This window comes from Cobetia crustatorum, assembly GCF_000591415.1.
GTDB lineage: Bacteria > Pseudomonadota > Gammaproteobacteria > Pseudomonadales > Halomonadaceae > Cobetia > Cobetia crustatorum.
Map to the genome: position 1 here is coordinate 39760 of NZ_JEMF01000011.1, position 15263 is coordinate 55022.

10 protein-coding genes and 2 pseudogenes are annotated in these 15263 nt (G+C 59.0%); 4 read left to right on the forward strand and 8 right to left on the reverse strand.

Annotation, left to right across the window (positions count from 1 at the left end):
* Nucleotides 1-67 precede the first annotated feature (67 nt).
* From BF12_RS21490 to BF12_RS18355, 8 genes and pseudogenes are all read right to left on the reverse strand, one after another.
* On the reverse strand, nucleotides 68-883 hold the full coding sequence (locus tag BF12_RS21490) for a DUF4123 domain-containing protein (protein ID WP_084487934.1): 816 nt from the start codon (nucleotides 881-883) through the stop codon (nucleotides 68-70).
* A gap of 9 nt (nucleotides 884-892) precedes the next feature.
* A complete protein-coding gene (locus tag BF12_RS18340) occupies nucleotides 893-3268 on the reverse strand; it encodes a type VI secretion system Vgr family protein (protein WP_248623596.1) in 2376 nt (791 codons plus the stop codon).
* Nucleotides 3172-3492, reverse strand: a complete 321-nt coding sequence (locus BF12_RS22600) for a hypothetical protein (protein ID WP_248623597.1) — start codon at nucleotides 3490-3492, stop codon at nucleotides 3172-3174. Before BF12_RS22600 ends, BF12_RS18340 begins: the two co-directional genes overlap by 97 nt.
* A 146-nt stretch (nucleotides 3493-3638) precedes the next feature.
* On the reverse strand, nucleotides 3639-4907 hold the full coding sequence (locus BF12_RS20990; RefSeq protein WP_024950882.1) for a DUF3726 domain-containing protein: 1269 nt from the start codon (nucleotides 4905-4907) through the stop codon (nucleotides 3639-3641).
* Nucleotides 4904-6703, reverse strand: coding sequence for a hypothetical protein (locus BF12_RS0102445; protein WP_024950883.1), 1800 nt, complete (start codon nucleotides 6701-6703; stop codon nucleotides 4904-4906). The genes BF12_RS20990 and BF12_RS0102445 overlap by 4 nt, the downstream gene beginning before the upstream one ends.
* Before the next feature lies 1 nt (nucleotide 6704).
* Nucleotides 6705-8321, reverse strand: a complete 1617-nt coding sequence (locus tag BF12_RS0102450; RefSeq protein ID WP_024950884.1) for a BCCT family transporter — start codon at nucleotides 8319-8321, stop codon at nucleotides 6705-6707.
* 111 nt (nucleotides 8322-8432) lie between these two features.
* Nucleotides 8433-9433 (reverse strand): annotated as a pseudogene (locus BF12_RS18350) (dipeptidase).
* Nucleotides 9434-9442: 9 nt separating this feature from the next.
* A pseudogene (locus tag BF12_RS18355) lies at nucleotides 9443-10896 on the reverse strand (aldehyde dehydrogenase family protein).
* Nucleotides 10897-11010: 114 nt separating this feature from the next.
* Between BF12_RS18355 and BF12_RS0102465 the strand changes: the two are divergent.
* From BF12_RS0102465 to phnE, 4 genes are all read left to right on the forward strand, one after another.
* Entirely contained in the window at nucleotides 11011-11904 is an 894-nt protein-coding gene (locus BF12_RS0102465; RefSeq protein WP_024950885.1) for a LysR family transcriptional regulator, read from the forward strand.
* A gap of 341 nt (nucleotides 11905-12245) precedes the next feature.
* On the forward strand, nucleotides 12246-13106 hold the full coding sequence (phnC, locus tag BF12_RS0102470; protein WP_024950886.1) for a phosphonate ABC transporter ATP-binding protein: 861 nt from the start codon (nucleotides 12246-12248) through the stop codon (nucleotides 13104-13106).
* 121 nt (nucleotides 13107-13227) lie between these two features.
* Nucleotides 13228-14199, forward strand: coding sequence for a phosphonate ABC transporter substrate-binding protein (gene phnD / locus BF12_RS18360; RefSeq protein WP_248623598.1), 972 nt, complete (start codon nucleotides 13228-13230; stop codon nucleotides 14197-14199).
* A 213-nt stretch (nucleotides 14200-14412) separates the two neighbouring features.
* Nucleotides 14413-15207, forward strand: a complete 795-nt coding sequence (phnE, locus tag BF12_RS0102480; RefSeq protein ID WP_024950887.1) for a phosphonate ABC transporter, permease protein PhnE — start codon at nucleotides 14413-14415, stop codon at nucleotides 15205-15207.
* Nucleotides 15208-15263 lie beyond the last annotated feature (56 nt).

Below are 15263 nucleotides of genomic sequence, written 5' to 3' on the forward strand. Positions count from 1 at the left end.
ACTTTGACTGGAAGCGTTTGCAGTAGCAGCTACCACCACTTCGTTGATGTTCGGAATCGCGCTCATGCTACGTCATTTCCCGATTGGTTAATTGTGTCCGAATAGATTCCCAACGTGCCGCTGGCCAGCCCGCCGTCACGTGTCGATAGCCCTCGCCACCCTTCGCCAACACAATCGCGTTCTTGATGTCAGGGTGCTGGCAGATATCAGGATGGATCAGTAGCTCATGCAGAGTCATTGCGACTTGATCTCGTTCATCTATCAATCCGCGCTCATGCGCCCGGTTTAGACAGTCGGCGACACGAGCACCAGCTTGTGCGTCGTCATTCGGCGCCAATGAGTCATGAAGCCGCCACTGTTTCAGGCAGTCCCGCAGCAATGGCAAGGTAGCCAAGGTACGCTCCTGATTTTTATCAAATACCAACCGCAATTGGTACGTAGATTGTGGGGCACTATTCAATACAACCCATTGCGAGCGAGAATCCAAAAACTCCCATCGTTCAACTTTACCCAATAGAGAGTGCAGCTGATGCGGTGTCAAAATCCATCGCAGATGAGTCATGACTCGAGGGTCGAAAAAACGGCAATACATCCATTTAGCCGTTGGAGTGGCTACCAAGCAGAATCGACTCAATTGATCCAACAAGACGCTCGCATCGACATCCGCACGCAATAACGCACAATACGAGGGCGGCATGTCATGGCGCGACATGGCCTCGGCTTGCTCCCTGACTTGAGCAGCTGCAGACTCAGTGATGCGATATAGATGGGGTGTTAGCGCGTGCAGATCCAATCGGCGTCGTGGCTGGAGCGCACCGATAAACTCGACGCCCCCAAGTGTCAGCGGTCCATTGAGATGATCGTGAATCAGCCAATTTGTCATTCTGTGATCTCACCCATCAACCAATGCCGAGCCGCGACCTGCAGCGCCTTTATGCTTGGTTTCACAATCGGTCCCCTCCGGTAGCTCATCCAACGTCGCCTCCATGCTCGCCGGCCCACCAAAGCTGTGCTGTGCGCCTTTGACATCCACCTTGCCCGGCCCGTGCACTTCGATGTTGCCACCACTCAGGCGGAGATAACCGCCGCCGCTGGAAAGCAGAATCTCGTTCTTGGCCTGGAGGGTGACAGCGCCTTCGGTGGAGGTGATGGTCATGCCTTTCTCGGAGGTCAGTTCCATCGCGTCGCTCTGTGCCTGCACTTCCACCTTGCCCTTGGCGGCGAACAGCTTGATGCCGGAGCGCTGCACGAAGAGTGAGAACTTTTCGGAGAGCGAGGCGATCAGGCTGCGGCCAGTGGCCAGGTTGATGTCTTCGCCGCTGGTGATGCTGAGCGACTTGCCTTGTGCCATATGCAGGGATTCTGGCGTACTGGTCGCAATGCCTGCCGGTGAGCTGACATGCAGCCAGGGGGCATTGAGGCGCGCAGCTTCTCCGCGCCCACCGTTGGCAGTGCCCTGAGCAGAGGTGCCATCGAAGCTGCTACCACTATCTTGGGCGCCATAGCGGCCCTGAGCATCTTCACTGGCCTGCTTGAGGTTATCGAGCGTCGCGAGGGCTTCCGCCTCATGGCTGGTGGCGCTGTCACTGAGCGTATTGGAAAGCTGATACGCACTGGCCAGCTGCTGCTGCGCCGGTGTGAGGTCGAGCTGTTCACCATTGGCGGCGATCTGGCCCCAGCTGGTCAGCAACAATCCTTGATGCGCACGCACGGCACCGTAAGCATCCGAGCGCAATTCAAAACCGGTGCCGCGGAAGCTGCCGCGTGTGTTGCCCTGCTGGTGAATCAGATAGCCGAGGTTGAGCTGGGATTTCTCGTGCTCCGAGTTCAGGCGTACACGCTCCTGATCGGTGGCGTCATCAAACACCAGCTCGTTGTACTTGTTGCCGCGATAGGTCTTGCTCTTCATTCCGGAGAGCAAGCCATTGGAGTGCCACTGCGGGGTCTGGTCGCCGTTGTAGACGCGGCCGGTAATCAGCGGGCGATCGGCATCCCCCTCGAGAAAATCGACGATGACTTCTTGGCCGATGCGCGGCACGAAGACGTTACCCCAGCCCGCACCGGCGTTGGGTTGCGCGACGCGTAGCCAGCAACTCGCATCGGCCGCACCCTTTTCGCTGCGGTCCCAATGGAACTGCACCCGCACGCGGTTGAGCGAGTCGGTGTGGATCTCTTCATTCTCGGGGCCGACGACCATCGCCGTCTGCGGGCCGCCAAGTGAAGGGCGTGGATGATCAAGAGACGGACGATACGGCTGACTGAGACGCTGAGACTCGAAGTCGATCAAGTACTGGCCGGTGCCGACGCCGGCATAGTCATCTTGCGTGTCACTCTCGAGGCCATGCGCCTTGCGCGCACTGGCCATGCGCGCCTGCAAGCTGCCAGGCAATGCCTTGAGATGAGCGGAGACCGGCAGTGCGTTCTCGGCACAGACGGTCAGGCCCAGCACGAGGAATTCACGCTCGCTGGAGTCGCCGTCTTCGTGACGCGCATGCTGGCTGAGCTCGAACCAGCGGCCGACTTCCAGTTGACGCGTACCACCGGCGCCATGGAAGCGCTTGGCGCGCGATTCATGCGCCTCAAGACGATTGACCGTCAGGCGCTCGCCACGTGAGTGATCATCGAAATAGTACTCACCGGGATAGTCGTAGACTTCCTGTTCGCTGAGGTTGCCCTGATCGCTGCGCGTGTCCTGACCGGAACGCTTCTCGAGGCCCGGCTGCTTGTAATCAAACGTCCCGAGGCTGACGCGGGTCGGCTGCTGCTGACGGCGGCCGCTCCACTGGGTGATGGAGTCCTCAGACTCGGTAGCATCCTGTCGGTGAAAGCGGATGACTTGCGGCTCCACCGGCGCACAGGTCGCGACATCGTCGGTGATGACGAGGCGATGGCCATTGAAATCGCTGTCGTCCGTGGCGTGTTCAAAGTAGTAGAACAGTCCTTCCTGCTCCATCAGGCGATTGACGAACTGAAAGTCGCTCTCGCGATACTGCACGCAATAGCTGCGCGCCGGATATTCACGGCGCAAGTCCAGCCGCCAGCCGCCCTGAGCTTCGCCTTGTGCGATGGCGTGATTCGAGAACACCGACTCGATGACCTCGACCGCGGTGAGGTCCTGGAAGATGCGGCTGTCGCGGCCCAGCTTGAGCATCGAAAGCCACGGCACCAGCGTCAGCTGGTAATAGAAGACACCGCCGTCCTCGCCAAGCAGTGCGGCGGACTCGACCAGCCCCGAAAGCTTGCGGTAGCTGCCATCAGCCTGACGCACCGAGAGTGCCGCCGCTGCGCCATCAGGGTCTTGAGTTCGATATCACCGTTCTGCGAGATGCAGTCGAGCGTATAGGCGAAGGGCCGCGAGACGCGCTCCTCTGCCACCAGTCGATGGGGGATGAAATCCGCGCCGCTCATCTCAAGCGTGAGCAGGCGCTCATTCTGATCAAGCGAAACCTCGAACGACTCTAGCAGGCTATCCAGCCAGGAAATATCTGCCATCCTTAACATCCTCGCGGTGCGCTAGCTTCTTCGCTCGGTAAGCGAGTGCACCGGCTTATTCAGTTCGGGTCATGCGTCTCATGACGCAGCGATGTTCAACACAGGACGAGCACAGTCAGCACAAGGCAAGCGCAGCGCCGTCAGCGCTAACCGGCACAGGGCGTGAGTGTCAGCATCCGGGTCTGGGTATCGTCCCGCAGCGACACGACCAGGGCGCTGTCGTTGTCTTCCAGTTCCGCGATCGCCAGCACCAACGCCAATGCAAGCCAGGCGTCGCCCGGCCAGCCGCAGAAACTATCGAGCGTGGTGCCATCCTCGATCATGTCCAGTCCCGGCCAGCGGTTCATCAGGCTGGTGCCGGCTTCCACCGCGCGACCAGGCAGCCCGAGGCTATCAATCACCAGACGCATGGGCTCGAACGGCTCGGGGGTGGGCGCGTGCTCGTCATTCCCGGCCTGCACGGGCCAGTGACGTTCGATCAGCTGCATCAACGGTGCGGGCGAGCGGCGCAGTTCTCGGCTGCCCCGCTCGGGATGAGTCAGCGTTGCTGCCAGCGGCACCTGCCAGCCCTGCAAGGGAGCCGGTGAGTCAGGCGCGAGACGCTCGAAGAGCAGTGCCGCGACAGCCTCACCGGGAAACAGACCGCTCGGGCGGGAGGCATAAGCCAGCTGTCCGCGCCGCGACAGCTCCGAGACACTGCTGTCGAACAACAGCGAATCGACGCTGAGCCAGATGACATGCGGCATGCCACCCGACTCAGCGGCGGCCAGCAGTTCATGCAAGCCCTGATCACCAGCAGCGCGATGCGTGACGCTGCCCAGCGCTTCGGCGAAGGGCGTAGCCGCCACCGTCTCGCGCAGACGTGCGGTGAACCCCTCCACCAGACTGGCATGACGGATCGGCGCACTCAGCACGATTACCCGTATCTCGGGCACCGGGCTGTTGGCCCTGAAGCCCACTACCTGTTCGATCATGGGACTGCCAACCGCCTCGTTCACATCCTGGGCATTGCGCCAGAACGCGGTCACGTTCATGCCCCGCCCCGCCAGACGAGCCAGATACCCCATGATCAACTGGCGGTTATGACAATGCTGAATCTTGATGACGGCAAGACCACGCGCCCGCGCCTTGGCAAAGCCGAGTTCCAGTGCCAGCAATGAGCTTTTCAATACGCTATGCCCATGACTGTCGAGCACCGCGAGATCTCCATCGGCATAGATGATTTCCGGCGGTCGCTCTTCCGAGTCTTCCAGCAGATAGCGCAGTCCACGATTGAGCGCAGCAAGGCCTTGCAGCTCATACAACTGCATCCAGGCGACCATATCCGCGGCATCTCCCGCGTCACCATCCTCGAAGCCCATCGCCTGAAATGCCTTGCGGCAAAGACCATGAAGTTCGTTGTAGGAGACCTTCATGACATCCCTCCCATTGCTTGAGGTGATTCTTGTTGTGATGTCTCAGTGATACCCATTACGGGTTCGCGGTTGATCTGCGGCTCCAGCGGAAAGCTCCAGTCATCAAAGGCAAGCAGGTCATCGGGCTCGGCGTTGAGCTCCTCCACCAGCGGTGCTCCCTGGAACAGGGTGATCCGCACCCAGCGATCGGACTTCGGGTCGAAACGACTGGCACCGAAGAAAGACAGCTTGGTGCGCAATAGATGCATGGGCTTCATGTCACGTGCCCAGAGATTGGCGCGTATTTCACCAAAGCTCGTGCTGGACATGGTCTGGATACGCCGCACGATATCCTTGTGGCGTGGGCAATGAATCAGGAACTCCACCACGAGCGCCTGCGGGTTCTCTTCCAGATACTGGCTGATCGCGGCATGGGTATCCGCGACCCGCGGGGCAATCGCCAGTTTCATTTCCTTGTCGGCTCCCGCTTCCTTGTCTCGCTCGCCTAGACGAGGCTCTTCCTTCTCTACCGAGCGATACCAGAACCAGTGACGATTCTCGCCTTGAGTGAAATCAAAACGTAGCGCCCAGTCATAATGCGTTTCGATCACTTGCTTGAGATGAACCAGCGGCATGTCTGGCGTCAATTCCAGGCCTTCCGTCACCGCCATGGAATCCTCGTAGCGATCAACGATGTCCGGATACAGCTCCAGTAACAGGGTGTTCACCAACTCCTGTGCCTCCAACCCATGCTGCTGGCGACTCCAATCGATGAGCTCCTGCCACAACTCAGGCCCCAATGGCACGACCTCAAGCCAGACTCTCAACTCCGGGAGCGAGGCAACCGTCTCCTGATTGCGCAGGGCCTGCTCATGATCATCGGTGATCGTCTGCCGTAGATGGGTTTCGGCACGCTGCAGCAGTGCCAGCAGTTGCGCACGCTCCTGCTCTCTCGGCACTTGGGCTGTCACTTCTGCAAGAGCTAGCTCACGACTCTCCATCCAGCGCTGTACCAGCTGCGGATGATTGATCAGGAAGGGCGCCATCCCCAAGCCGGTCGAATTGCCAATGCCGAGATAGCGTCTCAGTGACGTTGCCAACGGGACAGCGGTTTCTGGCGCGCGGGCAGATGCCATATGTTCGATCTGCTGGATCGAGAAATGGCGCAGCAGGTACACCGCCAGCATCTGGGCTGAGAATGGGCGATGGAAATCGGCGTTGTCCTTGAGGCGGTCATAATCCGCGATACCAAACTTGCCGTTGCCGTAGACCGCCGTGGTCCGGTAGAGATAGCCCACGTTCGTCAACCACTCAGGCTGTGGTTGATGCCCTGCGCTGAGGGCATCCAGGAAGCTTGAGAAATTACGCAGACTGCGATTGGCTCGCGATAGCACCAGAATTCTTGGATGCTGACGCCCTGCTTCCTGCAGCGGCACATTGGCGGCCATCTGCTCCAGCAGAGCATCGTCCACGTCACCTTCCACCACGCCGAACGTGACATCCCAGGCTTCTGCGATCACGCGATCAGAACGCGCCGCATCCTCCAGTGCCTGGGAGAAGATGACGCCGTGATAACGCTTGTTCGGCGTCTGCAAGCAATAAATCGCCACGCCATGCCCGTGGGCATCCAGCTCGAAACGTGTCGTAGTGATCCGCCAGCGCTGACGAGCCATCTGACGCATCAGACTTCTCACGAAACTCAGGCGACTGGCATGCAGGCTGCCCAGACGCTCAAGCTGCATCACATCATCCGGCGCCCGCAGCCGCAGACGTTGCTCTGTTGATGAGAGGCGCACGCCATACTCCTTGCGAGACATATCAACGCTCCCCTGCTTCATCAGCGGGCAGTATCGCAGGACGCTGGCTAGTGATGCCTTGGGCACGCGCCATTGCAAATGCGGCTTGTGGCCCGGTCCACAGTGACGGCAAGAGTACGAGTGACACGGGAATGGCCGTGATGACGATGAACTGCTGCAACGCGCTGATCTGGCCGGCCCCCATGTACAACAGGATCGCCGCCATCAACGCCATGCTGATCCCCCAGAAGGCGCGAACCAGTGGACTGGGGTCATCATGTCCCGCGCTGACGACGGCAATGGCGTAACTCATCGAGTCACCCGTGGTGGCCACGAAGATAGTCGTCAACGTCAGGATGGCGACTGCCATGGCCGTGCCACCGGGCAGCGCCTGAGCGACGGTCAGTGTGGCAACATCGAACTGGAAGTTGTTCAAGGCATCAGTGAGGTCAATCACGCCAGTGAACTGATAGAAGATACCGGCGCCCCCCAGCAACGTGAACCAGATCGCTGTCGCCACTGGCGCAAGGACGGCCACGGTCAGAATCATCTGGCGAATGGTGCTGCCCTTGGAAATACGTGCGACGAAGATGGCCATCAGAGGCCCGTAACCCAGAAACCAGGCAAAGAAGAACACCGTCCACCACTGCATCCACCAGTCAGGTGCGCTCTGGGCCGTCATGGTCGACATGGCAAAGAACGAGGTCAGATACTGACCGAAGCCCTGAGTGAAGGCATTGACCATGAACAAGGTCGGGCCAAAGATGAAGATCACGGCAGCCACGGCCAAGGCCAGGAAGACATTGAAGCGGGACATGATCTGAATGCCCTTGTCGATGCCGGTCACCGCCGAGGTGACATAGACGATGCCGAGCACCACCAACACACTCAACTGCGTCGTATAGTCATTGGTCACCCCGAAAAGCTCATGCAGTCCAAAGCTGACCTGGGTCGCCAGAAAGCCAATGGGGCCAACCGTACCCGCTACGACAGCGATGACACACAAGGCATCCACCACTCCGCCCAGTTTGCCCTTCATGACCTTCTCGCCGAAGACCGGGTAAAGCAGCGTTCTGGGCTGCAATGGCTGCCCTTTATCGTAATGGGCATGCGCCAGCACGATGGCGGTCAAACTGCCCAGTATCGCCCAGGCAAGAAAGCCCCAGTGCATGAAGGATTGGGCCAGTGCAGGAGCGATGGCTTGCGCGGTACCCGGCTCGGTATCAAAAGCCGGCGGTGTCACCAGGAAGTGATAGACCGGCTCGCCGGCAGCGAAGAAGACCCCCCCTCCGGCCAGCAGCGTACACATGATGATCGATACCCACTTGAAAGTGGATAGCTCCGGAGTACGCGTACCGCCGATCCGGGCGCTGGCCGCAGGCGTGGCGGTAAGCCCCAGTGCAATGAAGAAGGTCAGCAGCAGCAGAATCTGGAAGTAGCTTCCCAATGTCCTGGCGGTCCAGGCAAAGCCGGCACTGATGGCTTCCGCCACCCCCTCAAGATCAAACAGGGACAGACCGATGAACAGCAGGATAAAACCGATGCTGCAGATCAGGACGACAGGGTCCCCGAAGCGATACTGACCTTCGGGCAGCGCCTCGTGCTTCTCACGCGCAGCAATCTTTTGTGATGATTTCATGTGGCGTTCCTCTGACGAACTCTCGTCATTGGCAGGCGTTTATTATGGTTGTTGGTGGCCGAGCGATATCCCGGGGATTCCTGGCTCGGCACAGGTGCCATGCATCTCCTCTCAGTAGAGGACTGCCTCTCTTTTCGTGGCGGTACGTTCAAGTAGCGCGACCCAATTCTTGCCCATGATGCCCGCCACTTCCTCTTCGGACATGCCGACCGCTCTCAGACCAGCAATGAGATTGGGGAAATCACGACTATCCCGCAGCCAGGGCAGCGGACGAGGCCAGTCGGCATTGCTTGCACTGCCCTCGCCATAATCCATGTCCTTCGACCAGCGGCCATTGCGCATCCACTCCAGAATGGAGACGGGTTGGTTCTGGCAGAGATCGGTGCCGATACCCAGGTGCTCGATGCCCATGAGGTCGGCGGTTCTCGCGATCATTTCGCAGTACTCGGTCAGCGTGCAGTCCGAGCCATTCTTCAAATGGAAGGGATAGCCGAGAACCCCAACAAGCCATCGCTTTCTGCGATTGCCTTGAGCACCTTGTCTGACTTGTTGCGCTTGGCCGGATGGAAGCTTTCCGGATTGGCATGCGAAATGATGACCGGCCGCTCCGATATCTCGATCGCTTCGAGCGTGGAACGTTCGGCGCTGTGCGACATGTCGATGACCATGCCGACGCGGTTCATCTCGCGAATCACTTGGCGCCCGAAACGGGTGATCCCACTGTCTTCTGCTTCGTAACACCCACACGCCAGCAGGCTCTGATTGTTATAGGTCAGCTGCATGATCATCAGACCGAGATCACGCATCACTTCCACCATGTCGATGTCATCTTCGATGGGTGAGCAGTTCTGCGCCCCGAGGATGATACCGATGCGGCCACTGGCTTGAGCGATAGCGATATCCTGTGGCACATGTACGGGCATGATCAGGTCGGGATAGGCTTCAAAACGTCGATTCCACTCGCCAAGACGTGTCAGCGTTTCCCGGGTCGTCTCGTGATACACAAGGGTGGCATGCACGGCATCCAGCCCCCCTTCACGCATCTGCTCGAAGATCTCGCGAGACCAGTTGGAGTACTGCAGGCCATCGATCGTCAGCATTGTCTTTGACATGGAGCCTCCTCACGCCTTGATGTAGCAGGTCTTCACGACCGTGTAGAACTCACGCGCATAGCGACCTTGCTCACGCGGGCCGAAGCTCGATGACTTACGTCCACCGAACGGGACGTGGTAATCCGTGCCCGCGGTCGGCAGATTGACCATCACGCAGCCCGTTTCCGCTCGCGCCTTGAAGCTGCTGGCCAGTTTCAGCGAGTTGGTAATGATGCCGGCAGTCAGGCCGAAGTGCGTGTCGTTGAGCACATCGATGGCGTCTTCTGCATCGCGCACCTTGATGACACACGCTATCGGACCAAAGATTTCCTCACGGTTGATCGCCATGTCATTGGTGGTATCCACCAGCAGTGCCGGGCTCATGAAGTAGCCATCAGTCGCACCTTCCAGGCGCTCTCCCCCAAAGACCAGCCGCGCGCCCTCTTCCTGTGCACGCTGAACCCAGCCGAGGTTGGATTCCAGCTGCTTGGCATCGACGGCCGGCCCCATGTGAACGCCGTCCTCCAGTGCATGCCCAACGCGCACCTCAGCCAGTCGCTGCGTCAGCTTTTCCACGAATTCGTCGTGCACTGCTTCCGTAACGATCAAACGAGATGACGCCGTGCACTTCTGCCCAGTGCCCGAGTAAGCGCCATTGAAGGCGGCTTCAACCGCCAGCTCCATGTCAGCATCGTCTGCGATGATCAGCGCATTCTTGGAGCCCATCTCCAGCTGGCACTTGACCAGATTGGCGGCCGTCGCCGCGGCAACACGCCGCCCGACTTCCAGAGAGCCGGTGAAGGACAATGCGTGAATATCAGGGCTGGAAATTAGCGCATCACCTACGCTACTGCCCGGGCCCATCAACAGGTTGAACGTCCCGTTCGGAAGCGATTGACGATGGATGATCTCGCGAGTGCCCAGGCACTGCCGGGGACCAGGTTGGCCGGCTTGAAGACAACCGAGTTGCCGAAGGCCAATGCGGGCGCAATCTTCCACACCGCCGTCGCCAGCGGGAAATTCCAGGGACTGATCACACCCACGACACCAACAGGCTCACGGCGAACCTCAATCTCGACGCCAGGGCGTACCGAGTCAGCACGCTCATCAATCTGACGCAGAACTTCAGCACCGTAGTAATGGAAGAACTGGCCAGAGCGATGAACTTCACCGATGCCCTCTGCCAATGTCTTGCCTTCTTCGCGTGCCAATAGCTTGCCTAGCTCCGTCTTGCGCGCGATAAGCTCGTCACCAATGGTCATCAATACCGAATAGCGTTGCTCAAGCCCGGAAGTCGCCCACTGGATCTGACCGCGCTTGGCGGCGGCAATCGCCAGAGCCACTTGATCGACACTGGCCTGCGCATAATGGCCGATGACATCGCGGGTATCAGACGGATTGATGTTAGCGACATTGCCCTGTCCCGAGACCCATTGGCCATCGATATAGAGAGAGTAAGCGGTGGTAGTAGACTGCTGAGACATGTGAACCTCCTTAGACGCGGTGACATCAGCCTAAGAGGGTTCATGGGATAAAGATAATCAATAATAAATCACTTATGATAAGTTTTTCTTACCATCAAACTAAGGTCTATTTCAATGATCGCAGAGCTCAAGATAACGCCATTGCGCTATGTTCTGGCGGTCGTGGACCACGGCGGTTTCCATGCCGCCTCTCGCTATCTGCACCGCACACAACCCGCCCTGTCGATGGCAATACGAGAGTTGGAGGGACGCCTGGGCGAGGCATTGTTTGAAAAGGGAACCAAGGCGACCCTGACACCCTACGGCAGCTACTGTTTGCCGCGCTTCAGAGAGCTGATCAATCAACATGATCGCCTGAGTCGTGAGCTGCAGGCACGCGCGGCCAGGGAGGCCGGCCAGCTGGACATGGCAGTGGTGCCCTCGGTGGCCAGTCGTTTGATGCCGAAATTGCTCTCGGAATTTGTCAGTCGCTATCCAGGCATCAAGGTGGGATTGCACGATGGAAATGCCGACTTCGTACGGGAACAGGTGATCAGCGGACAAGTCGATATCGGTCTATCGAGCCTATGGGGAAGTGATGAAGAGCTGCAGTTCCAGCCGCTGTTTCATGATGAAGTGGGAGTCGTCTGCCGAGACGACCATCCACTGGCAGGACGCACATCACTGATGTGGCAGGAGCTTCAAGGTGAATCCCTGATAGGAAATGGCACCTCGCGCTTGCTGCAAGGGACCGCTGCTGAATCACTACTGGAGATGCATGACCTCTATATCTCCAACATGATCTCGCTCACCGCCACCCTGGTCGCCGGCATGGGGGTAACGACGCTTCCTCGCCTGGCATTTCCGCAGGAATACGAACGCCTTCGCTTCATTGAGCTGGCCGACCCCAGTGTCAGTCGTGAGGTCGGACTGATCCGCCGAAAAGGCTACAGCCTCTCACCTGCAGCACAAGCCATGACGGACTTCATCATTGAAAGTCTGGGAGCATCTGGTATCCCCCTGCAGTGATATGGGCCAATCTCTTATCTCGACGAGGAACGCAGTGCTCGGCATCAAGACCAGTGTCATCACGCACAACATTGATGCTAGCCATCACCATTCCCACTCTCGGCTTCTTGCCGACTCCAGTCTCTTTCATACTTCACCAGCCAAGATGGCATTTCGATGGCAATAACATGTCATCAGGATGTCACTCACCGTCAAGTCATTGATTTATGGTTCATTGATCAGTGGCCCCTCCACTTGGCGGCAAGATGATGAACCACGATCATCATCAAACTGACATTGTCTAGACAACTGCCATTCATCTTCTCCCGTCACACTGATGCCATCCCCAGAGGAGAGGCGTCATGAGCATTCCCACGATTACTGTCGAGAGCCTGAACAAGTCTTTCGGACACCGCCAGGTGCTCGACGACGTGAGCTTTCGTGTCATTCCCGGCGAGATGGTGGCCCTCATCGGCCCATCGGGGTCTGGCAAGTCCACGCTGCTGCGTCACCTGGTTGGCTTGACCTGCGCCAACCGTCACAGCGGTGGGCGCGTCACGCTGATGGAACGTGAAATCCAGAGTGCCGGACGACTGCGTCGTGCTCGCCGGAGTGAGCGTTGCCGCACGGGTTACATCTTCCAGCAATTCAACCTGGTCGGCCGTTTGAGCGTCTTGACCAACGTACTGATCGGCACGCTGGGCAGCATGCCGCGTCTGCGCTCGCTACTGGGCCGCTTCACCGATGAGGAGCGTCAACGCGCCCTCGCCTGCCTGGCACGCGTCGGGCTGGAAGAAATGGTCCATCAGCGGGCCAATACCCTGTCAGGCGGCCAGATGCAGCGCGTCGCCATCGCGCGGGTGTTGATGCAGGACGCCGAGGTAATCCTGGCCGATGAGCCCATCGCCTCGCTTGATCCGCGCAGCGCCCGCGAGGTGATGGAGATTCTGAGTCGTATCCATGCCGAGGATGGTCGTACCGTCGTCATCACACTGCATCAAGTCGATGTCGCCCGCCGCTACTGTCATCGCGCCATTGCACTGAAAGATGGCCGTCTCTACTTCGACGGCGCCATTGGCGAACTGACGGACGAGCGACTGCAGGCGCTTTACGAAAATGCCGGGCTCGATGAACTCCGCGCGGGTGAGCCTTCGGCAACAACACCTGCCCTCAGCGCAGTCAAGAACACGGCGCCCCGAAAAGTCGCACCGGCCATGGTGTGAACCAGCACTTCCATGACCAGCACTACTTGTTGACCAGCACTTTTATGGACCAGTCCATCTCAAGAACAGCGCTTCATTCCCCCATTGCTCGATCCACTGCTTGCCTCTTGGAGACTCCCCCATGGCTTTCGCTTCCTTTCGTCGTCTGACCCTTCCGCTGATCGTAGGTCTCGGTCTGGCCGCTGGTGCCCAGTTGGCCGCTGCCGCCGAGACGCTCAAGTTCGGCATCATTTCCACTGAATCGAGCCAGAACCAGCAGCCGCTGTGGAAGCCCTTCCTGGCTGACATGTCAAAGTCCCTCGGCATGAAGGTCGAGCCATTCTTCGCCACGGATTACGCCGCGGTGATTCAAGCCATGCGCTTCAATCAGATCGACATCGCCTGGTACGGCAACAAGTCCGCCATGGAAGCCGTGGATCGTGCCGGTGGTGAAATCTTTGCCCAGACCGTGGCAGAAGGCGGCAAGCAGGGATATTGGAGCCTGATGATCGTCAATCGTGACAGTGATCTACACGACATCGATGACGTATTGAAAAATGCGCCTGACCTGATCTTTGGCAACGGCGATCCGAATTCCACCTCCGGCTATCTGGTCCCGGGCTATTACGTGTTTGCCAAGAACGGAATCGATGCGTCCACCGCTTTCAAACGCACCCTGAATTCCAGCCACGAGACCAACGCGCTGTCAGTCGCCAACAAGCAGGTGGATGTTGCCACCTTCAACAGCGAAGGCATGGAGCGCCTGGAGATCACGGCACCCGAGAAGGCCGCGCAGCTTCGTGTCGTCTGGAAGTCCCCGCTGATCCCCTCTGACCCACTGGTATGGCGCACCAATCTGGCGGAAGACACCAAGACTCACCTGCGTGATTTCTTCCTCAACTATGGCGATAGCCGGAAGAACAGGCCGTGCTCACGCCGCTGCAGTGGGCCGGATTCGTCAAGTCTGACAACGACCAGCTGCTGCCGATTCGCCAGCTGGCCCTCTTCAAGCAGCGCGCCGAAATCGCCAAGGACGAGGGTTTGTCAGACGACGACCGCAAGGAAAAGCTGGCCGCGCTGGACACACAGCTTGAAGCACTCGACATGCGCATGAAGGAAATCAAGGCGGCTGATACCCAAGCGTCTGACAACAAGACGGCTGATGCCAAGGCTGAGCAAGCAGCCGTCGCGGGCTGAGCATTGCATCCCTGTCAGGCGGGGCGACCCATGAGCGACCCACGAGCAAGAGATGCTCGCTCCGCCTGATCATCACGATGACGACAGCGACTGCCGACACCCGCGGGTGAACGCCTCTGAGAGAGACACGATGAGTACTCCGATCACACATCCTTCCTTGTCCCTGCCGGCACCGCGCCGCTGGACCACCCTGCTGGGTTGGTTCGTGGTCATCAGTGTCCTGAGTTGGGCCTGGCAAGGCGCCGAGATGCGCCCGGGACTGCTGATCGAGAATGCCGACAACATGGCCATTCTCGCCGGCGATTTCTTCCCGCCCACCTGGGGCAATCTCAGCCACTACATCGAGCTGATGCTGATCACGATCCAGATCGCCATCTGGGGCACATTGCTGGCCATCATCGTCGCGGTGCCCTGCAGCCTTTTGTGCTCCGAAAACCTGGTGCCGTGGTGGGTCTATCAACCCATGCGCCGCCTGATGGATGCCTGTCGCGCCATCAATGAGCTGGTCTTTGCCATGTTGTTCGTGGTTGCCGTGGGTCTGGGCCCCTTCGCTGGCACCTTGGCGCTGTTCATCCATGCCACGGGCGTACTGGCCAAGCTGTATTCAGAAGCGGTCGAGGCCAGCGATGCCGGCCCCCGAGAAGGTATCCGCGTGACGGGGGCCGGGCGCATCGAGGAAATCATCTTTGGACTGATTCCTCAGGTCCTGCCGCTGTGGATCTCGGTCAGCCTGTATCGATTTGAATCGAACATCCGCTCCGCCACGGTGCTGGGCATGGTCGGGGGCGGAGGTATCGGAGTGGCGCTGTGGGAAACCATGCGTGGCTTTCAGTACGCCGAAACCGCCGCCGTCATGCTGGTCATCATCGTCGCCGTGACCGGACTGGACATGGCCTCACAACGTCTGCGCAAACGCTTCATCTAGCGACTGCAGGGAATGATCATCAGATCGCGCCCATTGATCAACAAGGATGAGAAGAG

Excerpts from the sequence above, each read along its gene's own strand:
- BF12_RS21490 (WP_084487934.1), bottom strand. The coding sequence starts at position 883 with ATGACAAATTGGCTGATTCACGATCATCTCAATGGACCGCTGACACTT.
- BF12_RS22600 (WP_248623597.1), bottom strand. The coding sequence starts at position 3,492 with ATGGCAGATATTTCCTGGCTGGATAGCCTGCTAGAGTCGTTCGAGGTT.
- BF12_RS20990 (WP_024950882.1), bottom strand. The coding sequence starts at position 4,907 with ATGAAGGTCTCCTACAACGAACTTCATGGTCTTTGCCGCAAGGCATTT.
- BF12_RS0102445 (WP_024950883.1), bottom strand. The coding sequence starts at position 6,703 with ATGTCTCGCAAGGAGTATGGCGTGCGCCTCTCATCAACAGAGCAACGT.
- BF12_RS0102450 (WP_024950884.1), bottom strand. The coding sequence starts at position 8,321 with ATGAAATCATCACAAAAGATTGCTGCGCGTGAGAAGCACGAGGCGCTG.
- BF12_RS0102465 (WP_024950885.1), top strand. The coding sequence starts at position 11,011 with ATGATCGCAGAGCTCAAGATAACGCCATTGCGCTATGTTCTGGCGGTC.
- phnC (WP_024950886.1), top strand. The coding sequence starts at position 12,246 with ATGAGCATTCCCACGATTACTGTCGAGAGCCTGAACAAGTCTTTCGGA.
- phnD (WP_248623598.1), top strand. The coding sequence starts at position 13,228 with ATGGCTTTCGCTTCCTTTCGTCGTCTGACCCTTCCGCTGATCGTAGGT.
- phnE (WP_024950887.1), top strand. The coding sequence starts at position 14,413 with ATGAGTACTCCGATCACACATCCTTCCTTGTCCCTGCCGGCACCGCGC.